The sequence below is a fragment of the Streptomyces sp. NPDC014727 genome, assembly GCF_043083485.1.
GTDB lineage: Bacteria > Actinomycetota > Actinomycetes > Streptomycetales > Streptomycetaceae > Streptomyces.
This window is the reverse complement of record NZ_JBIBYR010000017.1, coordinates 1-22,765: the sequence shown is the minus strand read 5'-3', so window position 1 is coordinate 22,765 and position 22,765 is coordinate 1. Positions and strand designations below refer to the sequence as shown.

Sequence of the window (22,765 nt, the reverse complement as noted above, 5' to 3'; positions counted from 1 at the left end):
CTCTCCCCCGCGGTCGGGCCGTCCCCGGTCGGGGGACGCGGCGGGCGGCCGCCGGGACCGGAGGGCCCTGGAGGCGCACCGGCTCCCCGGCTCACCGGACGGATCGCACGGCCCATCGCATAGGCTCGGATCCGATATGACGAGCAACCTCACTCCGCTGGGGCCCAAGGCCGACAAGGACACCGTGCGTCGGAGCAATCTCAGCCTGGTGCTGCGGGCCGTCCGCGACGAGGGCGAGGGCGAGGCGACCAGGGCCGGGGTCGCCGCGCGAGTGGGGCTGACCCGGGCCGCCGTGTCCTCGCTCGTCGAGCAGCTCCTCGGCATCGGATTCCTCACCGAGTCCGGCAAGACCTTCAGTGGACAGGCCGGGCGCCCCGGGACCGCGCTCAAGGTGGCGCGCACGGGGCCCGCCGGGCTCGGCGTAGAGGTCAACATCGACTACGTGTCGGTGTGTGTCGTCGATCTGGCGGGCACCGGCCGGGTGCGGCTCACCGAGCACCTGGACAACCGCGGCGCGCCCCCCGCGGAGGTGCTGGCGCGGGCGGCCAAAATCGCCGCGCGCACCCTGGAGTCAGCACGCGAACAGGAGCTGTTCCCGGTCGGAGTGGCCCTCGCGCTTCCCGGTCTGGTCTCCGGCGGTACGGTGCGTCAGGCACCCAACCTGGGCTGGAACCGGGTTCCGGCCGAGGAGCTCTTCGCCGCGTCGCTCGCCGCCGAACGCCCCGGTCACCGGGCGCTGCCGGTGGGTTCGGAGAACGAGGCAAATCTGGCGGCGCTGGCCGAGCTCTGGTTCGGCGGGCTCGACACCGTCCGCAGCTTCCTCTATCTGACGGGCGAGATCGGTGTCGGTGGCGCACTGGTCATCGACGGTGAACTCCTGCGCGGGGCACACGGATTCGCCGGGGAGATCGGGCATGTGGTGGTGGACGCGGCGGGCCCGGAGTGCCGGTGCGGCTCGCGCGGCTGCCTGGAACAGTACGCGGGGCAGGCGGCGCTCCTGCGGGCCGCCGGGATCGCGGAGTCGGGCAATGGAGGCGGCGTCGCCGAGCTGGAGCGACGCGCCCGCGCCGGGGACGAGCGGGCGGTGGCCGCTGTCGCGGGGGCCGGCCGGATGCTGGGGCGGGTGCTGTCCGGGGCGGTGAATCTGCTCGACCCCGACGCGGTGGTGCTCGGCGGTGTCTACCGGAACCTGATGCCGTGGCTGTCACCGCCCGCCGACGAGGAGCTGACCGGCCGTGTGGTGTCGGGGCTCTGGTCTCCCGGGAGCGGCCGGCTGCGCGCCTCGTCCGTCGCGGGCGACGCGGCGCGGGGCGCTGCGGCGCTGGTGATGACGGGGGTACTGGCCGACCCGGTGGCACATGCGAGGAGCCGGGAACCCGGCTGATCCACCTTCGACCGCAGACGCGCGGCGCGTACGGCCACCACCGAGCGGACGGGCCGGCCGGACCCGCCCGGCGGAGTCCGGCCCACCCCCATCGACCCGCGTCGCTGCGGCGGAGCTCAGCGGACCCCGAGCAGGTGGTCCATCGCCAGCTGGTCCAGGGCCTCGAACGCCATCCCTCGTTCCGCCGCCGCGTTCACGTCGAACTCCTCGAACACCGACCGGTCGGCCAGCAGCCCGGCCACGCCGTCCTCCGCGGTCGGACGGGCCAGCTCGTCGAGCCGGGACGCGCGAAGCGCCTCCCGCACCTCGGGGTCGGCCCGGAAGGCGGCGGCACGCTCCTTGAGGATCAGGTAGTTGCGCATGCAGCCCGCGGCGGACGCCCAGACGCCGTCGTAGTCCTCGGTCCGCGGCGGCTTGAAGTCGAAGTGCCGCGGTCCCTGGTAACCGGCCGTCTCCAGCAGGTCGACCAGCCAGAACGCCTGGCGCAGATCGCCCGCGCCGAAGCGCAGGTCCTGGTCGTACTTGATGCCGGACTGGCCGTTCAGGTCGATGTGGAAGAGCTTTCCCGCCCAGAGCGCCTGCGCGATGCCGTGCGGGAAGTTCAGCCCGGCCATCTGCTCATGCCCGGTCTCCGGGTTGACGCCGACCAGCTCCGGACGCTCAAGACGCTCGATGAAGGCGAGGGCGTGTCCGATGGTCGGCAGCAGGATGTCGCCGCGCGGCTCGTTCGGCTTGGGCTCGATGGCGAACCTCAGGTCGTACCCCTGCTCGGTGACGTGGTCGCCGAGCAGGTCGAAGGCTTCCTTCATACGGTCGAGAGCGACCCGGATGTCCTTGGCGGCGCCGGATTCGGAGCCCTCGCGACCGCCCCAGGCCACATAGGTGGTCGCGCCGAGCTCGACGGCGAGGTCGATGTTGCGCAGGGTCTTGCGCAGGGCGTAGCGGCGCACGTCCCGGTCGTTGGCGGTGAACGCGCCGTCCTTGAACACCGGGTGGGTGAAGAGGTTCGTCGTCGCCATGGGGACGACGAGTCCGGCCGCGTCCAGCGCCTGCCGGAACCGCTTCACGATCCCTTCGCGCTCGGTGTCCGTCGAGCCGAACGGAATCAGGTCGTCGTCGTGGAATGTCACACCGTACGCACCGAGCTCCGCGAGCCGCCGGACGGAGTCGACCGGGTCGATCGCCGCACGGGTCGCGTCACCGAAGGGGTCACGGCCCTGCCAGCCCACGGTCCACAGTCCGAAGGTGAACTTGTCGTCAGGGGTGGGCGTGAAGCGTTCCGTCATCGTCTCCGCCTTCGGTGCTGAGGGGTTCCATGGCTGGTCGAGGTGATCAAGCCCTATTTGTTCATACGCATGACTAATCATGCATGCGACCCCCTCCACACGTAACCCCTCATCAGCGAAATCGCCGATCGATCACTGTTCCCGGCGGGACCGATCGCGTAATTTGTTTTCCGTACGATCAAATCAAGGGGCGGGCTCCAGCAGCCGCCCCCGGAGCGATGTACCCACCGCAGCCGCCACCCCCGCGTCCCCGTCACCCGCAGCACAGGAATGAGGTCGCCCATGCCGCCCCACACCGTCGTCATCGGCGTGGACAGCTCCACGCAGTCCACCAAGGCCGCCTTCGTCGACGCCGGGACCGGCCGGCTGCTCTCCGTCGGCCGCGCACCGCACGTCGTCACCGGCGAGGCGGGGGCCCGGGAGAGCGACCCGGAGGTGTGGTGGCGGGCGCTGTGCGACGCGGTCGCCGCCGGCCTGAAGGAGTCCGGTGTCGCCGCCTCCGCCGTGACCGGCATCGCGGTCGCCGGACAGCAGCACGGCCTTGTGGTCCTCGGCCCCGGCGGACGCCCCCTGCGCCCCGCCATGCTCTGGAACGACACCCGCTCCGCCCCGCAGGCCGCCGCCCTCACCGCGGCACTGGGCGGGGCCGCGGCCTGGACCGCACGGACCGGGTCGGTGCCGGTGGCCGCCATCACCGCGTCCAAGTGGCAGTGGCTGCGGGAGAACGAGCCGGAGAACGCCGCCGGAGCCGTGGCCGTCCGTCTCCCCCACGACTTCCTGACCGAACGACTCACGGGCGCCGCCGTCACCGACCCCGGTGACGCCTCGGGCACCGGCTGGTACTCCACGGCGATCGGCGCCTACGACCCCGGGCTGCTCGAACTCCTCGGTCTGGACGCCTCATTGCTGCCAGAGGTGGCGCAGACGGGAGCGACCCGCATCGGCTCGCTGACGGCCGAGGCCGCCGACGCGCTCGGCCTGCCCGCCTCGATCGCCGTGGCAGCGGGCACCGGGGACAACATGAGTGCCGCCGTCGGTCTCGGACTCGGCGGCGCCGGACTGCTGGACCACCCCGTCCTCAGCCTCGGCACCTCGGGAACGGTCTTCGCCGCCTCCCGGACCCGGCCCACCTCGACGGCGCTCTCCGGTTTCGCCGCCACTGACGGTACGTATCTCCCGCTGGCCTGCACCCTCAACTGCACTCTCGCCGTGGACAAGATCGCCGCGCTGCTCGGCCTGGACCGCGAGGACGCGGTCCCCGGCGGCGAAGCGGTGATCCTCCCCTACCTCGACGGTGAACGGACCCCCGATCTGCCCAGCGCCGCCGGGCTGCTCACCGGACTCCGGCACGACACCACCCCGCAGCAACTCCTCGGCGCCGCCTACGAGGGCGCGGTGGTCACCGCGCTGCGGACCCTCGACGAACTTCTCCGGGCCTGCGGTCTCGACCCCGCCGATCCCGAGACCGCAGCCCGGCCGCTGCGCCTGATCGGCGGCGGCGCCCGGGGGCGCGCCTGGGTGGAGACGGTACGGCGGCTCTCCGGGCGCCCGGTGATCGTGCCGGGCAGCGGCGAACTGGTGGCCCTGGGCGCGGCCGCACTCGCCGCCGCCGCGGCCACCGGTGACGACCCGGTCGCGATCGCTACCGACTGGGGCACCGGCAAGGAGGCTCAACTCCCCGCTACGCAAAGGGACTCGGTCACCTGGGAGCGGGTCGGATCGGTTCTGGATCGGGCCATGACCCCCCTGTTGGGCGGAGCCTGAGTCCCGTACACCCGACACACCCGGCAAGGTGCGCTGACCGGTTGTCACTTCGTCCGAGCCGCCCCGGGCGGCGGCCCCGCGGTCACCGTCGGACCGGTTTGGGGAAGCGAGGCGATCTTCAATAGTATCCGGCGATGATCATAAGAAGAAGGCTGACGGTCGGGGTGGGTATTCTGCTCGCCACCCTGACCGCCGGGCTCGGTACGGCACTTCCCGCCGCAGCCGATGAGACCCCCACCAAAGCCGCCCCCAAGGTCGAGCTGGTGCTCGACGTCAGTGGTTCGATGCGGACCCGTGACATCGACGGCCAGTCCCGGATGGCCGCGGCGAAGCACGCGTTCAACGAGGTCCTGGACGCGGTGCCCGAGCAGGTGGAGCTCGGCATCCGGACGCTCGGCGCCGACTACCCGGGCAATGACCGGAAGGTCGGCTGCAAGGACACCAAGCAGCTGTACCCGGTCGGTCCGCTGGACCGCACCGAGGCGAAGACCGCGGTCGCCACCCTGGCACCCACCGGCTGGACCCCGATCGGTCCGGCCCTGCTGGGCGCCGCCGACGACCTCGAAGGCGGTGACTCCACCCGCCGGATCGTGCTGATCAGCGACGGCGAGGACACCTGCGGCCCGCTCGACCCGTGCGAGGTGGCACGTGACATCGCGGCCCGCGGCATCCACCTCGTCATCGACACGCTGGGCCTGGTGCCGAACGCGAAGATCCGTGAGCAGCTGACCTGCATCGCCGAGGCCACCGGCGGCACCTACACCGCCGTCCAGCACGCCGATGAACTCTCCGGGCGCGTCAAGCAGTTGGTCGACCGGGCGGCCGAGCCCGTCGTCACGCCGGTGGCGACCGAGGGCGCGGACCGCTGCTCCAAGGCTCCCGAGCTCAAGGCCGGCCTGTACACCGACCGGGAGAAGATCGGCGAGCACCGTTGGTACCGGGTGGACGTGCGCCCCGGTCAGGAGCTGCGCGCCTCGGTCAGCGTCTCGGCGGACCGTGCCGTGAACGACGACTACGGTGTGCTGCTGCGCGCGGTGACCGTGCACGGGCGGGAGATCGTCCGGGGCTCGGAGTCGGGCACCGGCCGCACCGACGCGATCTCCTCCGGCCTGCGCTACCCGAAGCCGGAACAGGACGCCGCGGACGACGGCACCGAACCTCCCGCCGAGACCGTGTGCCTCCAGCTGAGCAACTCCTTCTCGGCACCGGCCTCGGTGAAGACGGAGCCCGGCATGCCGGTCGAGCTGACCGTGGACCTGGTGGACGCCCCGCACGACGCGGCCGATGTCGCCGCGTTCGGTCTCGGCCACGGCTGGTGGCTGCTCGGCGTACTGGTGCTCACCGGGCTGGTCGCGGGCCTGCTGACCGGCTGGATCTCGCGCTGGCGCGTCGCCGTCTGGAGGACCAACTGATGATGCGTACGACACGTGTGCTCGCGGGCGCGCTGCTGACCGGCCTCGCCCTGCTGACGTCGGCGGGCGCCGCCTCGGCCGACGACCCGTCGGCGAGCCCGGACCCGAGCGCCTCGGACAGCGCGTCCGGCCCCACCGAGGCCGGCACCACTTTCCGGACGGCCACGGCGGTCCAGCAGAACCAGCGCGCCACCGCCGGTGCCTCCACGGGTGATTACCTGTACTGGGTGTTCCCCGCCGACGCGGGCCAGCGCGCCACCGTCAAGGCCAAGATCACCCTGCCGGAGACCGCCACCCGGCACGGCGCGTCGACCTGGCAGGTCGATGTGTACGACGGGCTGCGGCGCCGTCAGGCCTGCATGTACGGCCGTCAGACCGGGAAGGCGGCCGCCGACGCGTCGACCGTCGAGCTGACCTGTGTGCTGCGGACCGTCCGCGCCTGGTCCGAGCCGTGGGCCGACGACCCACTGCCGGGCAGCTACTACGTGCGCCTCACGGTCGTCGATCTGCCCTCGACGGACCTCGGTCTCCCGGTGCAGACCGAGGTCGAGGTCACGTCGGCCGACAAGGGCGGCGCCGCGGACGTCGACGGCACCCTCGCCCGGCCGCTGGTCCCCGGTACGTCCGTCGTCTCACCGGCCTCGGACGCGTCGGACTCACCGGCCACCGGTGGTGAAGACACGTCGGCCAAGGTCTCGCTCGGCAGCGAGCCCGAGGACGGCTGGGCCTCCGGCTGGTGGACCGACCGCTGGCTGTGGACGGTCGGCGGCGGCGTCCTGGGGGCGCTCGCGGCGGTCTTCGGCTACTCCCTCACCCGCGGCAGCGGCCGCCCGTCCCGGGTTCCGCCGGGCGTCTGACCCCACGCGTCGCGGGACGGGCTCCTGGCCGGGAGCCCCCCGACAGGTGTCGCCGGACGGGCTCAGGAACCGAGCCCGTCCGGCGACGGCGTAGAGATCCCCCTCCGCTGCCCCATCACCCGCGCGCTCCGGGCCCCACGACGGCTACCCTCGACAACTCACGTACCGCGCAAGGTCGATGGCACCTTCCACGCCGTGCGATACAGCTGACGTCAGGTCGCTGCGCACCCCGCCGGGTGCGCCACAAGGGAGCGGAGACTTTCATGTCCACGGAGACCGGCCCGGCCGTCGGCGCCGAACCGCGAGGCCACACGATCGCGCCCGGCCCGAAGGGGTTACCGTTCCTCGGCAACCTGCCGTGGTTCGCGAAGAACCCCCTCGCCTTCTTCGAGCGGCTGCGCGGTCACGGGGACATGGTCGGCTGGCGATTCGGCCCCAACTCGTGTGTGTACATAGCCGATCCCGAGTGCATCGGCGAACTGCTCACCGAGACGGAACGCACCTTCGACCAGCCCGCACTCGGCATCGCCTTCCGCACGGTGATGGGCAACGGCGTGGTGGTGGCCCGCGGTACGGACTGGCGACGGAAGCGGTCGCTGGTGCAGCCCTCCGTACGGCCCAAGCAGGTGCGCTCGTACGCGGCGACGATGGCGAGCAGCGCGGTGGAGCTGGCGGACACCTGGTCCGTCGGTGAACGCGTGGACGTCAAGCGGGAGATGGCGGCGCTGACGCAGAGGATCGCGGTCCGCACGATCTTCGGTGTGGACACCCCGGCCGACGCCGAAGCGATGGGCCGGGCCATGGATGTGGCACAGCAGGAGATCGGCAAGGAGTTCGCCGGCATCGGCGCGCTGTTGCCGGACTGGGTACCGACGCCGGGCCGGGCCAGGATCAGGAGGGCCGCCGCGGTCATCGACGCCGAGGTGGGCCGGGTGGTCGCCCGGCACCGCGACGGCGGGGACGACCGCCCCGACCTGCTGAGCCGGCTCCTGACCGCGGTGGACGAGACGGGCGCGCACCTCACGGACCAGGAGATACGCGACGAGACGGTCACCTTGTACATCGGCGGACACGAGACGACCAGTTCCACGCTGGTGTGGGCCTGGTATCTGCTGTCCCGCGATCCCCGGGTGCGCGCCGCGCTCGACGAGGAGCTGGACCGGGTCCTCGGCGACCGAGAGCCGGAGTTCGACGACTACGCCCGGCTGACGTACACCCAGTGCGTGGTCAAGGAGACCCTGCGGCTCTACCCGACGATCTGGCTGGTCACCGGCGTCGCCAAGGAGGGCGCGCGGATCGGCGGTGTCCCGATGCCGCGCGGCACCAGGGTGTGGACGAGCCAGTGGGCGACGCACCGTGATGAGCGCTGGTTTCCCGAGCCGGAGGAGTTCCGCCCCGAGCGTTGGGATCCGGAGGCGGGCGACGAGATCGCGGAGTACGCCTGGTTCCCGTTCGGCGGCGGCCCCAGGGTCTGCCTGGGGACGCGGTTCGCGATGGTCGAGGCGGTGCTGATCCTGGCCGTGCTGGCCCGCCGGTTCCGACTGGACGTGGACCCGGGCGTCGTCAACCCCGTACCGGCGCTGACGCTCCAGCCCGACCGCGAGGTGAGGGCGACGCTCCGGGCACGGTAGCGGTGCACGGGGCAGGACGGCCGGGGAGGGCGCGGGCTCCGAGATCGTCTCCGTCGCCGACATCCAGAGACATCGAACCGATAGGTCCGATCTGTCGCGGGGTGCGAGAGACACAGGTCACACTGTCCATGGCGGTCCACCCGGCCGCCGGGCCGTCCGGCCGCATCCGCAGGCTGTCGATCCCACAGGAGAAACACCATGCGTCTCTGCTCCCCTCTCGCCCCCGCATTCACCGTCGCGGCCGCCCTGACGCTGACCGCCGCCGCGGCGTCGGCCACGACCGGTACGGCCCTCGCCCAGGCCGTCAGCCGTCCCGGGATCTGCCCTGAGCGGGCCCTGGAGGTGCGTGCCGCACCCGGCGGACAGCGGAATGTCGCCCGTATCAGCGTCACCAACCACAGCGGCCGGACCTGTGTCGTGGACCGGATCCCGACGGTCACCTTCAAAAGCCTGGACGGTTCCGCCGAGCCCGTGCCACCCGCCGGGAGCGGCGCCTACGTACTCTCCGTGGACGAGCGCGCGTACGCCGCCGTACGCACGGCGGACCCCGAGGCCACCGAAGGACATGTGGTCGGCAGCCTGTCCGTGGCGGCCGACCCCTCCCACCAGGGAGTCACCTTCCGCGCGGCCACCGTGGGCATGCCCACGGGAGTCCATGTATGGATCCCGGTCACCACTCTGTGGCACGAGTCGCGCGCCACGGCGGACAATGCCTTGGCGGACGCGCTGGGCTGACGGGCGTGGGCCAGGACCAGCGGGTCGTTGTCGACGTGGACAATCCGCGCATCGGGGGCGATGCCCTGGGCGACCTCGTGCGTGTTGTCCGCGGTCGGCAGGCCGGTGCCGATGTCGAGGAACTGCCGGATGCTCCTCTCCTCCACCAGGTGGCTCACCGAGCGTTGCAGGAACTGCCGCCCCGCCACGGCGACATCGACGAGCCCGGGGAAGAGCGCCTTGATCTGATCGCCGATCTCGCGGTCGACCTCGTAGTTGTCCTTGCCGCCCACGAAGTAGTTCCAGAAACGGGCGGAGTGAGGCCGCGTGGTGTCGATGCGCCCGGAGACCGGCGTGGCGGGAGGTGTGACGGATGACTACTGCTCACTCATGGAGACCTCCGAGCGCAAAGTGATCAAATAGTGGCCTCAACCTGCCTGGGGATCAGGACAGTTGTGGTCGAATACGGTCACTGGCGCTTCTGGCATCAACCGGGCCAACTCCTCCACCCGCCACTTCACCGGCCCGCGGTGAGGGTGTCGAGGAGGGCGGCGGTGAACTCCTTGGATTTGTCGATGTGGACGGCGTGGCCGGCGTCGGGGATGGCCGTTTCGCGGACGGGGCCGCCGGCGGCGGCGTAGTGATCGAGTGCGTGGCGGGTCTGGGCGACCATGGGCTGGGCGGGGCAGTGCTCGGCGCCGGGCCAGCCGGGGACGGCGCCCAGGGCCCCGAGGTGCGCGAGGTCGAAGAGGGAGGTGTCGGAGACGATGAGGTCGTCGGTGCCGCGGATCCAGCCGATGGGCGGTTTGGGGTCGATCCGGTGCAGGTCGTCGATGCGGAAGTGGGTGGGGGCCATGGCGTTGAGGACACCTCGGGAGCCGGGGGCGGTGCCGGGCCAGTGGTCGCTGGGACGGGTGTCGCCGGGGTAGTGGTCGTCTCCGGTGCGGGTGGAGAGCATGGCGTCGACGAAGGCGTCCTCCAGTGCGGGGCGGAGCGGCGGTTTGACGTAGCTGGAGGCGAGGACGGCGCGGGGGGAGAGTGGTGAGTCCTCGCTGCGGTCGCCGTCGTCGAGGCGCTGGACGAATTCGGGGTTGACGGTGCCTGCGCCGGAGCCGGCGCCGTCGGGGTGATTGAGCCGGCCGTCCGGACCGTGGGTGCCGCCGAAGCCGTAGGGGGAGACAGGGTTGACGAGGCTGAGGCTGCGGACGGCTGTGGGGTGATCGCGGAGGTGCTGGAGGGCGATGCCGCCGCCCATGCTCCAGCCGACGAGGTGGACGCGGTCGAGCGCGAGGGTGTCACGCAACGCGCTGAGGTCGTCGCTGTAGTCCCGGAGGCCGCGGGTGGCGTCGACGGGGAGGGAATCGGTGTCACCGAAGCCGCGGAGGTCGACGGCGAGGGGGCGGTAGGCGTCGGGCAGGTCGAGCATGGTCTGCTGCCAGAAGGTGGCGGCGGAGACGTTGCCGTGGACGAAGAGGACGGGTTCACCGGTCCGGTCGGCCAGTTCGAGGAGGTTGAGGGTGAGCCGCGGCGTGGTGATGCGTCGAGCGTGGATGCCGGGCAGGAGTGCGGGCGGGGTCATGGTCCGTCCTTCGGTGTGGCGGGCTCAGCCGAGCCAGGAGGCGATCTGGGCGCAGGCGGAGGAGTGCCAGCCGAGTTGGAGGTGGTTGGCGGTGGAGATGAGGGCAGTGCCGGCGACGTTGGCGATGCCGGTGCGGTCGAGCGCGCTGTCGACGAAGACCACGCCGTCGCTGGGTCCGCGGTTCTCGTTGTAGATGCCGAGGACGCTGGGAGAGCCACCGGCGAGAAGGTAGGTGGCGACGGTGCCGGGGATGCCTGCCTTGTGGAGGGGGGCGATGAGGGAGCCGGCGTCGATCGCGGTCTGAATACCGGTGCCGGAGGTGTAGAAGCCCTGGCCGCCGTGGTAGGTGGTGTACCAGTCCTGTTGGGTCATGTCGATGCCGTAGGTGGCGTCCCAGCGGGCGAGCATCTGCCGCTGTCCCGGATAGACGTCGTAGCCGTCGGTGGGGGTGAAGGCGAACTCTGGGTGGGCGGTGTAGGTGCCGTAGCAGGTCATGTAGAGGTGGGGCGAGGGGGCATTGACGCTGCCGCCGCACTGCGGCCAGATGCTGAAGTCGTGGGCCCAGCCGTGGGCGTAGGGGTAGTCGTAGCCGCCGTTGGGACCGCCGAGGGTGATGAGGCGGCGTACGTCTCCGGCGTAGGGACGTCCCCAGGTGGGGCGCAGTGAGGAGACGTAGGCGCGGGTGGACATCTCCCCCTTGCTCCAGCCGACGAGGTCCACCTGGCCGACGCCGAGCCGGTCCTTGATGACGGCGATGGCGTCGCCGACCTGCTGGGCCTGCATCAGGTTGTCGCCCTGTTTGTGGGCGAAGTTGACGGCGAAGACGCGGTAGCCGCGGGCGGCGAGGTACTGCATGAGTCCGGTGCCGGGGCAAGAGGCCGCACCGCAGCCGTAGCCACCGGATTCGCCGGGGTTGGCCCAGGCGCGGTCGGCGTTGTCGTTGGCGCCGTGGACGAGGAGGACGGGGGTCTGGTGGCTGCCGCTGTTCCAGCCGGGGGCGGAGTAGAGGAGGAAGCGGCCGGAGTAGGGCTGCTTGACGCCGCCGAAGAAGGTGCGTCGCTGACCGTCCTGGTCGCCGCGGCCGTCCTGGGGGTACTGCTCGGCGTGGAAGCCGCTGGTGGTGTCGAGGTAGCGGTCGACGCGGTCCCAGCCGTTGGCGACAGTGGTGTAGGTGGCTTCGAGGCTGAGGTAGCCGGGTGGGGCGGCGTGGGCCGGTGTGGTGGCTGCTCCGAGGGTCAGCAGTGTGAGGAGCATGCCGAGCAAGGTGCTCGTTGCTCTGCGCATCGCGGCTCTCCCGTCCGGGGTGGGCTCGGTGGTCAAGATCCGCCACGGTAGGACGGTGCGGCGGACCTTCCCATGGGGTGAGCAGCCATAGCTACGGGGCGCAGGGGTGTGTCGTGTCGCCATGTGCCGGGTCTCGGGACCCGGGTTTCGAGACCCGGGTCCTCGTGGAGGGCCGGCCCGGTCCGAAGACGGACCGGGCCGGTCGGCATCGGGTCTCAGGTCAGAGTGTTACGCAGATGAGGGCCGATGTACCCGACGTACACCAGGCCGGTCTGGGGCCCGTCGTCGTAGAAGTGCAGCCGGGGCGCGATGGTGTTGCCGGAGCCTATACGCAGGTGCGCCTGCATGAAGACCACCTCGTCGGGATGTACCTCCTTCGGCACGGGAAGCATGCGCTCACGCCGGAGTTTGTCCTTGCGGGCGACGGTGTCCGACTCCCGCATCGCCACCTTGGCCGCCGGGAAGGGGTGGTCACGCGACTCCTCCCCCTTGCACCAGCTGAGAAAGTCGCCGCCTGCCGAACCGTTCGCAGACGCTTCGGCGTAGCAGTTCAGGGCGCACAGAGCGTCCCATGCCACGCGAAGCCAGCTGTCCACGGACTGGCTGTCCAGATCACGGGTGATCTTCGCCTTACCGGTGAAGGAGAGATACGGCAGCTCGCCGAGCCGGTCGAGCAGGTCGGAGAAGGTCCCCGGATAGTCGAGGTCAGGAGTCTCGGGGGTGGAGTAGGCAGCCTCGTACTGACCGGCTTCCGCAAGCCTGTCCTGGAGGAACCGGACCTGGCGCTGTGCGGACCGGAACTGTTCGTACAGTTCCTCGTTCTCACCGCGAAGCTCGTGCGCGGTACGGTCCGCCTTGCCCAGGTCCGATTTGAGTTCGCTGATCTTCTGCGCCTGCGAACTCTCCGTCTCCTCGGCCTCGGCAAGCATCGCGTTCAGGGTCGCGTTCTCGCCGGTGAGCTTCTCGACGCTCGTGCCGTGCTCCTGGGGGCGCGGCCTCGTCCGCTGGATGGGCAGCGAATCCAGGGCACCCGGCAACGGCTGGTACAGGGCCAGACGCTGCGGGAGCGAGGCGAGCGTGGAGGCGGCTCGGCGTATATCGGCCTCGATGGTCCGCCGGGACATCACGGGGTGCCGCTGTGCGTCGGGTTTCCAGGCGGGGTCGATTCCCGGGACGTACGTGCGGATGCCACCGCCGAACACCGGGTGGAACTCCAGGGCTTGGTTGAAGGCGGGTTGGGCCTCGGGAGACAGGACGTACAGCACGGCGAGACCGGAGAGATGGCCGTACGCCTTCTCCACCGTCGAATCGGCCCAGACGTCGGGGTCGGCGCCGTAGGGAACGCTGGCGACGACGATCGGCAGCCGACGCTCCGCATCGCAGAGTTCCTCGATGACCTCGGGGACGTCCTCGGGTTCGATGAAGGCGGGCTTGGCCTTCACCTCGGCGAGGCCGTCCCGGGCGTCGAGCGAGTCCAGAAGCAGACGCGCGATGCCGGGGGTCTTCGCACGTGTGGGGTGCTGGTCCGCAGCGGTGGGCCGGTGCTCGACATCGACCTGGATCCAGGTGCGGCGCTCGTCGTCCTGTGGGTCGTCCCGGACGACGAGAGTGGACTGCCACGTACCGATCTGCGGCGAGGGGGTCTCGCGCATCCGCCAACGGGTGTACGCACCGTGCCGGCCGGACGACGAATCCCGGTCCAGGGTGACGTCGGGGGCGATGTCGTTGCGGCCCTCGTCCAGCGCCGAGGCGTCGTAGCGCTTCTGCTTCTCGAGCCAGGTGTAGAGCTGGCGCTCGGCGTGGGCGGAGGTGGTGACGAAGTCCTGCCGGGTCGATATCACCATGCGGTAGCCGCGAGGCTCCATCGGCAATCCTTTCGTGGCGGCCGATCGCCTTCGACGGGCCGCCTGGGCTCTGAGCTGTGAGGTTCGGTGGGTCGGGTTCTCGGGGCGGTGGCGGGCGCCGTGGCCCGGGGCGGTGAGGGTGGAGATCCGGGGCTTCTCGTTCGGACCGTGCCGGGCTCGATCCGAACGAAAGACCCTGGCTCTCGCCGTCGGCCAGGGGGTTGTCCAGGGTAAGCCCGGCGGCAGCCGTACGTCGTACTCGCCGAGGACCAAGTTCCCTGTGCGGTAGGCGACTTACGCCTCGGCGTCCTGGCCGCGAGTGACATCGAAGATGTACCGCGGGACAACTTCGAGCAGGGACTCGTGGACGGAGCGGCGCTCCACCGCGTCCAGATGGCGGCGGGCGAGGCGCAGCCAGGCGTTGTGCCCGGTGGTCGCACCGGTTGACTATCGTGATCCCGCGAGCGGGCCGGGGCGGGCAGGGAGTGGACGAATGGGGTACGGACGGGCGGAGTGGGTGCGCGTGCCGGTGGGGGACGACGCGGCGCGGTGGACTACCCGGGCCAAGTGCCTGCGGGTCCTCGTCGTCGTGCACAACGTGACTGCCGCGACCCGGTTGCTCGATGTGCTTCCGCTGTTCGACGACGACCTGCGTGTCCAGCTGCTGGTGACCTGTACGGGCTCCTCGGCGTTCGCGGCCGGCACGGCCGAGTTGCTGGCCGAGACCGGGGTGCCGGTCCTGCCGTGGGAACAGGCGGTCCAGACTCCGGTGGATCTGGTCGTCTCCGCGAGCTTCGGCGGTCAACTGGAGCTGTTCTCCGGGAAGTTGGTCATTCTCTCGCACGGCGTCGGATACACTAAGAGGCTGGCAGCACCGGACACCGGACACCGGACACCGGACACCGGGTCGGGGGCGGGGGCGGCGCCTGCGCCCGTCTTCGGGCTTGCGCCGGAGTGGCTTCTGTCGCGGGGCACTCCTGTCGCGGACGCGCTCGTCCTCTCCCACCCCGAGCAGTACGAACGCTTGAGCGCCGCGTGCCCCGAGGCGGCACCGACCGCCGTTCTCGCGGGGGACCCCTGCTTCGACCGGATGCTCGCCGCGCGGCCTTACCGCGAGCGCTTCCGCCGTGCGCTGGCCGTGCGGCCGGGACAGCGGCTCGTCCTGCTCAATTCGACCTGGAACTCCGATTCGCTTCTCGGTGACGGCGCAGAAGGCAGGGGCGGCAACGGGAGTGATGCCGTGGCTGCGCTACTGGATCGGGTGGCTGCCGAGTTCCCCGTGGACGAGTATCGATTCGCCGCCGTACTGCACCCCAATGTCTGGCACGGCCACGGGCCCGGTCAGATCCGCGCCTGGCTGGATCGCGCGCGGCGCGGCGGGCTGACGCTGATCGATCCGCTGAAGGGGTGGCGGCAGGCCTTGCTGGCGGCCGATGCCGTGATCGGGGACCACGGTTCCGTCACCTACTACGCGGCCGCCCTCGGCACCCCTGTGCTCCTGGGAGCCGCGCCGCTCGACGCCCTCGATCCCGATGCGCCGATCTCCACGTTCATGCGGCAGGCGCCGCGACTCGATCCCACTGCCTCACTGGCGGCACAGATCGAGGAACTCATCGTCCGTCACCGGCCGTTGGCCGGGCCTGCCGTGTTCACCACCTCCGTGCCGGGCGAATCCGCAGTCCGATTGCGCAGACTCTTCTACTCGATGATGGGCGCGCCAGAACCCGGCCGGGCTGCCTCGCTCAAACCGCTCCCGCTTCCCGATTACGAGCCCGGCACGGTCACCGTCCCCCTGCACGTTCTGTCGCAGGTACTCGGACCGGGAAGGATCGCGCTCGGCCGCTGGACGGAGCCGCCGGGAGCGCGCTCGGACGAGGGCGGGGAAGCGCACGTCGCCGTGCACGAGGACACCCGTGACGTGGAGCAGCTGGATCTGGCCGATGTCATCTTCCGGGACGGGGCACCCGACGATCCCCGTTTCGGATCCCCGTCGGTCTGGACCGCCGAGGTCCTCCGCCGCCATCACGGCTGTTCCCTGGCGGCCTACGTGAGCGGGCCGTCCGAGTGCGTGGTCCGGGTGCGAGGTGAAGAACCGCTCCGATTGGTGGCCGTGCCCGCCGCCGGCACGGAAGGGGTGTCCGGTGTGGACCCCGCCGCCTTCGCCTCCGCCCTGTACGCGTGGCTCGCCACCGGCAGCCACGACACGGTCGCGGCCGACGAGCGGCTCGCACGGGCGGTGACCGACGGGCTCTGCGTGCGGACGGGCAGCGGCCTGCACGACGTGCGGGTCGTTCCTCTGGCCCCTCCGGAATCGGCGAGGTGAAGGGGGCGAACGGGCCGGGAATGAGGACTTACGGGGTGACGCAGCGCTCCCGCATGCGCAGCAGGTGCGACAGGTGATAATCCGCACGCTGGCCATCGAGCGTCGTGATCGCCTCGTCGATCAGGGGCAGCGCCGCCTCGGTGTCCTCACCGTCCAGCCAGGTCTCGGCCAGATCAGTGAGCGTCCGGGCCGTGTTGTACGTGTCGCCGCTCGCCCGGAAGTGACGCAGTGCGGTCCCCAGCCTTTCCCGGGCCTCCTCCAGCTCACCCAGGCCGCGTAGGGCCCGCCCGCGATGGCGTTGCAGCAGCGCCTGGGCGCGCGGCAGGTCAGCGGTCCCGTCCTCGTGTGCGCCCATGGTGTTCAGGATGCCGTCCGCTTCGTCGAAGCACTCGTAAGCCTCCCGGTATCGCCACTGCCGCAGCCTGAGCAGGCCCAGGAACTCCACGGCCGAGGCGTGGCCTCGTGTGTGGTCGGCCGACTCCTCGGCCCGCGCCGACGCGAGGGACTCCGTCCCCGCTTCTTCCCAGCTCCCCAACTCCGTCAAGGAATGCGCAAGTTGGGCGTGGAGCGCTCCGGCGTCGCGGCTTCCCGGAAGATGGGCGTCGGCGAGGCGGACTCCGATCCGGAGCGCCGGCAGCAGCATCTCGTGGTGCCCCGCCTTGAGCTGCAACGGCCACAGGGAGCGGCACAGGCGCAGAGCGATGTCGGGGTCGCCCGACTCCTCGGCGCAGCGAACGGCCTCGACGAGGTTGCCGGACTCCGCGAGCAGCGCCTCCAGGGCCGCGCCCCGGCCCTCGTAGCTCTGCCCGGTGCGGTCGTCGGCGGGTGCCGGGACGCGCCAGCTCTCCGGGAGCGCCTGATGCGCCGCCGAAGTCGCCAGGTCCGCGTAGGCGAGCAGGGTGCGGGTGAGAGCCGCGGAACAGGCCGCGATTCCGTCCTCGCGGATCGCTGTCGCCTCGGCGTGTGCGCGGACGGCGGGGCGGTAGTGGTAGCGCCTGTCGCCGGTCCCGTCACCGCCGCGTTCCAGGAGCATCAGGTCGGCGAGGCCCGCGAGCAGCCCGGTGACGACCGACGGGTCCTGGCCCGTGGTCCGCCCGGCCGTCGCGGCGTCGAAGGCGGGCCAGTCGCGCAGCGCCATCAGCCGGTACAGCCGGGCGGCTTCCGGCTCCAGGAGCCGGTAGTTGTCCTCCGCCGCCCCGCGTACCGGGTCGTCCTCCGCCCCGGTCCGGTGGAGCGCGGGCGGCGGGGCGGACAGCCGGTCCGCCGCTGCGCGCAGGGCATACGGCGAACCGCCACAGCGTGCGAGCAGCGACGGCAGCGTGGCACGGGCCGCGGCAACAGTTGATTTGTCGGTGATGTCGGTGAGCAGACGCACCGCGTCCCGGTCCGCGAGCGGCCCCACCGGGACCCGTACGGCGTCGAGACCGGGGAACGGGGTCCGGGCGACGACGATGGTGAACACCCCCGGCGCCGACGTGAGGAACGGCCTCACCTGGGCTGCCGAATGCGCGTGGTCGAGCACGACCAGGAGCCGACGGTCCGACACGCACTGCCGGAAGAACTCACCGAGGCGGTCGGTGGCGGGCGGCATCTCCTCGTCCCGCACTCCGAGTTGGCGGAGCAGTGCCCGAAGCACGGTTCCGGCGTCGCGTGCGCTCCCGGCGCCCCGACCGCCGAGGTCGGCGTAGATCCGGCCGTCGGGGAAGAGACGGGTGGGCGTGGATCCGAAGTGCACGGCGAGGGTGCTGGAACCCATGCCGTCGGGGCCGTGCACCAGGGCCAGCCGGGGTCGCCCGTCCGGGCGCCGGGATGCCTCGCGCCGCAGCCGCCTCATCGCCTCCCTGCGGTCCGTGAAGAACCTTATGGAGGCGGGGAGGTGTGACTGCACGGCTCGGGCAGGAGCCGGTCCGCCTGGCAATCGTGCCGCGAACGCACTCCAGTAGGCGGCGAGTTGGGGGTTCGCACGGAGCTGCTCATGGACCATGCGGGCCAGGTCGTCCTGTTCACCCGGACCGACGGGCGCGGGAACCTCCCGGCCGACGATGCGCCGTACGACACCGCCGGTCGATTCCCAGGCCCACTTTCCGGCCTCGTTGGCCATCCCCGAACCAACCGCGCCGAGTACCGCCGAAATGGCCGCCACCGAAGTGGGATCCAGCATGTCGCGCACTCCTCGTTCCCGGTGTTCCGCGCGGTGCGCCCTCCCCGGCACCGCCGCTGCCACCGTGCGGATCAACGTTAGCGTCAGACAGGTCAATATCCCCTGAACACGGGGAGGATGACCATCTCGATCCGACGTGCACCGGTCCACCGCCGAGAGGTACGCTTCGGCGTGCGTCACGATCAACCCGGCCAGCGGATCCGCGTCCCGTTCCCCGAAGGCGGCGAGAGCGCGCTCGTTGGCCGCGGCCAGACTCTGCGGCGTTCCGTCCCCGTAGCTGCGCTCCTGTCCGGCCGCGATGTCCGCCATCAGCTCGTTGGCCTGCGCCAGATGTGCCGCCGCCTGCCCGACGGTCCACTCCGAGCGGGGCACGGGAACGCTCGTGTCGGCAACCCCGTGCAGCAGTGCGGCGATGTCCTCGGCGGTGCCGCGTATCGCCTCGCGAAGCCCCTCGGACACCGTGCCCCGTGCATCGCGTCCGGTCACCGACTCACCACTTCTCCCCCGCCGGACCGCGTCTGCGCGCCTGCCACCGGTGGACCTCGTTGTCACGGACACCCCAAGGCGCCCGCGGTACACAAGACCAGTCGGCGGGGCCCACGGCAAGATCGGAGCCACCGTGCCCCTCCGCGTCTCCACAACCCGGACGGCAGCGGGCCCGGAACCGGACGCGCCCCGGAGCGCCCCTCGCCCTCGGCACCGCAGTTGCTGCTCACCCGTGCTCCCTCCCCGGTCCGGTGTCCGCGGGTCCAGCCCATGGGCCGGTGGCCCCCTCCACGGTGAACCCGGCGGTCCGGCGCCACGAGCGGCGCGCGGCCTCCTCTACGATCGTCCGCGTGTGCGCAAACGTCATAGTCGCCGAAGACGACGAGAAACAGGCCGAACTCGTTCGCCGTTACCTCGAACACGAGGGTCACACGGTCACGGTCGTCGGGGACGGCCTCGCGGTTCTCGCCGAGGTCCGGCACCGGGAGCCCGATCTGCTGGTGCTCGATGTGATGATGCCGCGGGCCGACGGCCTGGACGTGATACGGGTGCTGCGTGCCGAGCAGCGGGAGGTGCCGGTGCTGATGCTGACGGCCCGCAGCACCGAGGACGATCTGCTGCTCGGTCTGGATCTGGGCGCGGACGACTACATGACGAAGCCGTACAGTCCACGCGAGTTGATGGCGCGTGTGCGGACGCTGCTGCGCCGCACCCGGCGGGTCGCGACCGCCGAACCTGCCGTGGACCAGGCGCTGAGGGTCGGCGCGTTGACGGTCGACCCGGTACGGCACGAGGTGGCGGTCGAGGGCCGGTCCGTGGAGTGCACCCCCGGTGAGTTCCGCATTCTCGCCGCCATGGCGGCCGAGCCCGAGCGGGTCTTCACGCGGCAGCGGCTGCTGGAGGAGCTGCACGGCTTCGACCGGTACGTCAGTTTCCGCACCGTCGACGTACACATCATGAACCTGCGGAAGAAGATCGAGCCCGCGCCGCGTCGGCCCGCCCGGCTCCTCACCGTCTTCGGTGTGGGTTACAAGCTGACGGACCCGGCGAGGAACGCCGCGCGTGCGTCGTCGTAGCGGGGTGGACGACGTGTCCCCTCGCCGTGAACGGCGGGCGCGGCTTCGCGGTCAGCATCAACCCGATCGTCAGGAGCGGGCTCGGCTGCCGCTCCGCAAGAGTCTGTTCGGCCGCCTGCTCGCGGTGTCGGCGCTGGTGGCGGCATGTTCGGTGGCCGCGACCGCCTGGCTCGCCGTGCAGACCACCTCCGGCGCCATCAAACAGGAACAGGGGCAGAATCTCACCGCCGACGCCCGGATCTACAACACGCTGCTCGGATACGCGGCGACCCATCCCACCTGGGACGGCGTCGACAGCACCGTGCGCGATCTGGCGCGGCGGTCCGGCCGTCGGATCGCCCTCACCACCGAGCAGCGGCGGCCCCTTGCCGATTCCGCCGACCGGCCGTCCCCGCCCGCACCCGCGCTGCCGCCCGAGGCGTCGGCGATCGTCGATCCGCTGTCCATGGACACGGCGCTGTCCCAGACGGTGGGCCGCACGGGTGCGACGGCCGACCGTGTCGACCCGCGCGCGGTCGGTCCGTTCCGGCTGCCCCCGGCCGAACGTACGGCGTTGCGGCGTGCCGCCCAGCTGAGTGTGGCGTGTCTGAGCCGGTCCGGGGTGGCGGCGGACGCGGTCGAGGGACCGAGCGGTCGCCCGCGCATCGAAGTCGTCGGCAATGATCCCGACCGTATGGACGGCACCCGGTGCGCGGGCGACGACCTGGCCCAACCGACAGCGACCGAGCGCAAGGCGCTGGGGGAACTCAACCAGTTGGCCAACGCCTGCCTGAAACGACAGCACCGCGCGGGCGTGCAGCTCAATCTGGATCTGTCCTGGGGTGCGCGCCCCGAACCGGTGCCGGCCGCGCGTGCGCGTGCCCGGGTGGTCACCCCCGTGCCGAGCGTCCGGACCGGCGACGACGACCGGGCCACCGCCTCCTGTGTGGGCACGGCCCGTCGCGAACAGCTCAGCTCCTATGTCGCCTCGCCCGCGCTGCTGTTCATCGGCGACGAGAGCAGTACAACCGTGCCCGGCTTCGATCTTTCCCCGGCGAACACCGCGAAGATCGCGGGTGCAGCGGCGCTCGTCCTTGCGCTCACGGTCGGGGCCACGGTGCTGGCCGGGGCCCGGCTGGTGCGGCCACTGCACGCCCTCACCGGTGCGGCACAGCGGATGCGGGACGGGGACGACTCCGCACCCGTACGGGTCACCGACGACAACGAGATCGGGCGGCTCGCCGCGGCCTTCAACGACATGGCCGCCCACCGTGCCCGTCTCGAAGGACAGCGCAAGGACATGGTCAGCGATGTCGCCCATGAACTGCGCACCCCGCTGAGCAACATCCGCGGCTGGCTGGAGGCGGCGCAGGACGGACTGGCTGAACCCGACCCGGCGTTCATCTCGTCGCTGCACACGGAGGCCGTGCAGTTGCAGCACATCATCGACGACCTCCAGGATCTGGCCGCGGCCGACGCGGGTGCGTTGCGGCTGCATCCCGAGCCGGTGCGTGCCGAGGAGGTGCTGGGCCAGGTCGCCGCGGCTCATCAGGCGCGGGCCGAGACCGCGGGAGTCACGCTGACGGTCCTCACGCCGGAACCGGGTGCGCCCACTGTCGAGCTGACGGCCGACCCGGTCCGGCTGCGTCAGGCCATCGGCAATCTGGTCTCCAACGCGATACGTCACACCCCGGCGGGTGGAAATGTCACCTTGCACGCCTACGTCTCCGGATCCGCGAGGGACGAGGTGACGGCGCGTGAAGGCGCAGCGGGCGAAGTCGTAACGGCGGACGACGCGGTGAGCTACGCGGTGACCCGCGACGTGATCGTGGACGTGACCGATACGGGCAGCGGCATCTCGGCCGATGATCTGCCCCATGTGTTCGACCGCTTCTGGCGTGCCGAGAAATCCCGCAGCCGCCGCACCGGTGGCAGCGGGCTGGGCCTGGCGATCGTGCGGAAACTGGTCGAGGCACATGGCGGCTCGGTGAGCGCGGTGAGTGTCGTGGACGGGGGCTCGGTGTTCACACTCCGGCTGCCGATGGGTCCCGTGCGTACGAGGCCGGAAGACTTCGGCCCGGCAATCGTGTCGGGGGGCACGGCGGAGCGCGGACCGGACTCGACCTGATGCGATGACCACAGCGTTCTGACAGCTTCTTCATAACTTCACGCCAGCCTGTCGGCATGCCTCGCGCCCGGTGCGAACCGATGACCGGGCACCTCCGAGGCCGACCTGGAATGGAGCCATCCCATGTCCCACCGTCTGTCCCTGCGTACCGCAGTCCTCGCCGCCGTGGCGGCCGGCGCGGTTCTCGTCCCGTCCGCCGCGGCCTTCGCCGACAGCACTCCTACGCCGTCGGCCCCGTCCGTCGAGCGGTCCGCCGCGGCCGCGCGGGCGGCTCAGCCGTCGGCGGTGCCCCGTGGCGGCGTCGCCGCGGGTGACCGTCCCACTCCGGTTCCGGCCGTGGAGCGAGCCGGCGCCGCCAAGGGTTCGGCCGCCGTCACTCCGCGCGGTGGCGTCGCCGCGGGCGAGCGGCCGGCCGGTACCTCGGGCGACAGCACCACCGCCCTCGCCGGTTCGGCCGCCGCCGCTCTGCTCGTCGCGGGAGCGGGCACGGTGGTGCTGCGCCGACGCTCCGCCGCGCAGCGCAACGGCTGAATCCGCCTGCACCGCACCGTGCTTCACGGCAACCGACCGCGAAGCACGGCGGTTGACGACGTGCGGTTGACGACGTGCGGCAGTTGACCACACGTCAATCGGCCGCACATCGATCGACCGTCGGCAACGGCCGCACCTCCCCCTGGTGGGGGGGGCGCCCCCCCCCCGGCGCCCCCCCCCCCCCCCCCCCCCCGCGGGGCCCCCCCCCCCCCCCCCCCCCCCCCCCCCCCGCCCCCCCCCCCCCCCCCCCGCGGGGGGGCGCCCCCCCCCCCCGGGCGGTGGGCCGCGAGGTGGTCAGACGGGATGTCAGACCTCCTCGGTGCCAC

General features: G+C 71.6%; 15 protein-coding genes and 1 pseudogene. 10 read left to right on the top strand and 6 right to left on the bottom strand.

All coding sequences use genetic code 11. The annotated features are described in order from the left end of the window. Nucleotides 1-136 precede the first annotated feature (136 nt). Complete coding sequence (locus ACF1B9_RS24900) at nucleotides 137-1,384, top strand: ROK family protein (protein ID WP_391744256.1); 1,248 nt, start codon at nucleotides 137-139, stop codon at nucleotides 1,382-1,384. Between the two features lie 116 nt (nucleotides 1,385-1,500). Here ACF1B9_RS24900 and xylA read toward each other — a convergent pair whose 3' ends face one another. Further along, nucleotides 1,501-2,670, bottom strand: a complete 1,170-nt coding sequence (xylA, locus tag ACF1B9_RS24895) for a xylose isomerase (RefSeq protein ID WP_391744258.1) — start codon at nucleotides 2,668-2,670, stop codon at nucleotides 1,501-1,503. A 282-nt stretch (nucleotides 2,671-2,952) separates the two neighbouring features. Here xylA and xylB point away from each other — a divergent pair, with 282 nt between their 5' ends. The 5 genes from xylB to ACF1B9_RS24870 all read left to right on the top strand — a co-directional run bounded on the left by xylB (nucleotide 2,953) and on the right by ACF1B9_RS24870 (nucleotide 9,069). Next, entirely contained in the window at nucleotides 2,953-4,434 is a 1,482-nt protein-coding gene (gene xylB / locus ACF1B9_RS24890) for a xylulokinase (RefSeq protein WP_391744260.1), read from the top strand. A gap of 134 nt (nucleotides 4,435-4,568) precedes the next feature. Next, nucleotides 4,569-5,846 (top strand): VWA domain-containing protein, encoded by a 1,278-nt coding sequence (locus ACF1B9_RS24885; protein ID WP_391744262.1) that lies wholly within the window; start codon nucleotides 4,569-4,571, stop codon nucleotides 5,844-5,846. A gap of 2 nt (nucleotides 5,847-5,848) precedes the next feature. Further along, nucleotides 5,849-6,703 carry a hypothetical protein gene (locus ACF1B9_RS24880; RefSeq protein ID WP_391744292.1) on the top strand — a complete coding sequence of 285 codons (855 nt, stop codon included), beginning with the start codon at nucleotides 5,849-5,851 and terminating at the stop codon, nucleotides 6,701-6,703. Nucleotides 6,704-6,966: 263 nt separating this feature from the next. Further along, on the top strand, nucleotides 6,967-8,334 hold the full coding sequence (locus ACF1B9_RS24875; protein ID WP_391744264.1) for a cytochrome P450: 1,368 nt from the start codon (nucleotides 6,967-6,969) through the stop codon (nucleotides 8,332-8,334). Between the two features lie 198 nt (nucleotides 8,335-8,532). Beyond that, the gene (locus ACF1B9_RS24870; RefSeq protein ID WP_391744266.1) at nucleotides 8,533-9,069 is read left to right on the top strand and encodes a DUF4232 domain-containing protein; all 537 of its coding nucleotides are present in this window, start codon (nucleotides 8,533-8,535) and stop codon (nucleotides 9,067-9,069) included. Here ACF1B9_RS24870 and ACF1B9_RS24865 read toward each other — a convergent pair. The 4 genes and pseudogenes from ACF1B9_RS24865 to ACF1B9_RS24850 form a co-directional block, all read right to left on the bottom strand. After that, nucleotides 9,069-9,386 (bottom strand): annotated as a pseudogene (locus ACF1B9_RS24865) (SAM-dependent methyltransferase); the annotation flags it as partial. The gene ACF1B9_RS24870 and the pseudogene ACF1B9_RS24865 sit on opposite strands and share 1 nt — an antisense overlap. A 179-nt stretch (nucleotides 9,387-9,565) precedes the next feature. Beyond that, on the bottom strand, nucleotides 9,566-10,627 hold the full coding sequence (locus tag ACF1B9_RS24860; RefSeq protein ID WP_391744268.1) for an alpha/beta fold hydrolase: 1,062 nt from the start codon (nucleotides 10,625-10,627) through the stop codon (nucleotides 9,566-9,568). Between the two features lie 24 nt (nucleotides 10,628-10,651). Beyond that, complete coding sequence (locus ACF1B9_RS24855; protein WP_391744270.1) at nucleotides 10,652-11,947, bottom strand: esterase/lipase family protein; 1,296 nt, start codon at nucleotides 11,945-11,947, stop codon at nucleotides 10,652-10,654. Nucleotides 11,948-12,126: 179 nt separating this feature from the next. Beyond that, on the bottom strand, nucleotides 12,127-13,776 hold the full coding sequence (locus ACF1B9_RS24850; protein WP_391744272.1) for a hypothetical protein: 1,650 nt from the start codon (nucleotides 13,774-13,776) through the stop codon (nucleotides 12,127-12,129). 472 nt (nucleotides 13,777-14,248) lie between these two features. Here ACF1B9_RS24850 and ACF1B9_RS24845 point away from each other — a divergent pair, with 472 nt between their 5' ends. Beyond that, the gene (locus tag ACF1B9_RS24845; protein ID WP_391744274.1) at nucleotides 14,249-16,078 is read left to right on the top strand and encodes a hypothetical protein; all 1,830 of its coding nucleotides are present in this window, start codon (nucleotides 14,249-14,251) and stop codon (nucleotides 16,076-16,078) included. Between the two features lie 28 nt (nucleotides 16,079-16,106). On the opposite strand, the gene ACF1B9_RS24840 is transcribed toward ACF1B9_RS24845, so the two are convergent. After that, a complete protein-coding gene (locus tag ACF1B9_RS24840; protein ID WP_391744277.1) occupies nucleotides 16,107-18,725 on the bottom strand; it encodes a tetratricopeptide repeat protein in 2,619 nt (872 codons plus the stop codon). A 350-nt stretch (nucleotides 18,726-19,075) separates the two neighbouring features. On the opposite strand from ACF1B9_RS24840, the gene ACF1B9_RS24835 reads away from it, so the two are divergent. The 3 genes from ACF1B9_RS24835 (at nucleotide 19,076) to ACF1B9_RS24825 (ending at nucleotide 22,439) form a co-directional block, all read left to right on the top strand. Then, complete coding sequence (locus ACF1B9_RS24835) at nucleotides 19,076-19,801, top strand: response regulator transcription factor (RefSeq protein WP_391744279.1); 726 nt, start codon at nucleotides 19,076-19,078, stop codon at nucleotides 19,799-19,801. Continuing rightward, complete coding sequence (locus ACF1B9_RS24830; protein WP_391744281.1) at nucleotides 19,788-21,908, top strand: sensor histidine kinase; 2,121 nt, start codon at nucleotides 19,788-19,790, stop codon at nucleotides 21,906-21,908. The genes ACF1B9_RS24835 and ACF1B9_RS24830 overlap by 14 nt, the downstream gene beginning before the upstream one ends. 123 nt (nucleotides 21,909-22,031) lie before the next feature. After that, nucleotides 22,032-22,439 carry a hypothetical protein gene (locus ACF1B9_RS24825; RefSeq protein ID WP_391744283.1) on the top strand — a complete coding sequence of 136 codons (408 nt, stop codon included), beginning with the start codon at nucleotides 22,032-22,034 and terminating at the stop codon, nucleotides 22,437-22,439. The last annotated feature ends 326 nt before the right edge of the window (nucleotides 22,440-22,765 follow it).

Bases quoted from the DNA above. Each gene is read 5' to 3' on its own strand.
- ACF1B9_RS24900 (WP_391744256.1), top strand. From the start codon at position 137: ATGACGAGCAACCTCACTCCGCTGGGGCCCAAGGCCGACAAGGACACC.
- ACF1B9_RS24880 (WP_391744292.1), top strand. From the start codon at position 5,849: ATGCGTACGACACGTGTGCTCGCGGGCGCGCTGCTGACCGGCCTCGCC.
- xylB (WP_391744260.1), top strand. From the start codon at position 2,953: ATGCCGCCCCACACCGTCGTCATCGGCGTGGACAGCTCCACGCAGTCC.
- ACF1B9_RS24875 (WP_391744264.1), top strand. From the start codon at position 6,967: ATGTCCACGGAGACCGGCCCGGCCGTCGGCGCCGAACCGCGAGGCCAC.
- ACF1B9_RS24825 (WP_391744283.1), top strand. From the start codon at position 22,032: ATGTCCCACCGTCTGTCCCTGCGTACCGCAGTCCTCGCCGCCGTGGCG.
- ACF1B9_RS24885 (WP_391744262.1), top strand. From the start codon at position 4,569: ATGATCATAAGAAGAAGGCTGACGGTCGGGGTGGGTATTCTGCTCGCC.
- ACF1B9_RS24845 (WP_391744274.1), top strand. From the start codon at position 14,249: ATGGGGTACGGACGGGCGGAGTGGGTGCGCGTGCCGGTGGGGGACGAC.
- ACF1B9_RS24860 (WP_391744268.1), bottom strand. From the start codon at position 10,627: ATGACCCCGCCCGCACTCCTGCCCGGCATCCACGCTCGACGCATCACC.
- ACF1B9_RS24870 (WP_391744266.1), top strand. From the start codon at position 8,533: ATGCGTCTCTGCTCCCCTCTCGCCCCCGCATTCACCGTCGCGGCCGCC.
- ACF1B9_RS24850 (WP_391744272.1), bottom strand. From the start codon at position 13,776: ATGGAGCCTCGCGGCTACCGCATGGTGATATCGACCCGGCAGGACTTC.
- xylA (WP_391744258.1), bottom strand. From the start codon at position 2,670: ATGACGGAACGCTTCACGCCCACCCCTGACGACAAGTTCACCTTCGGA.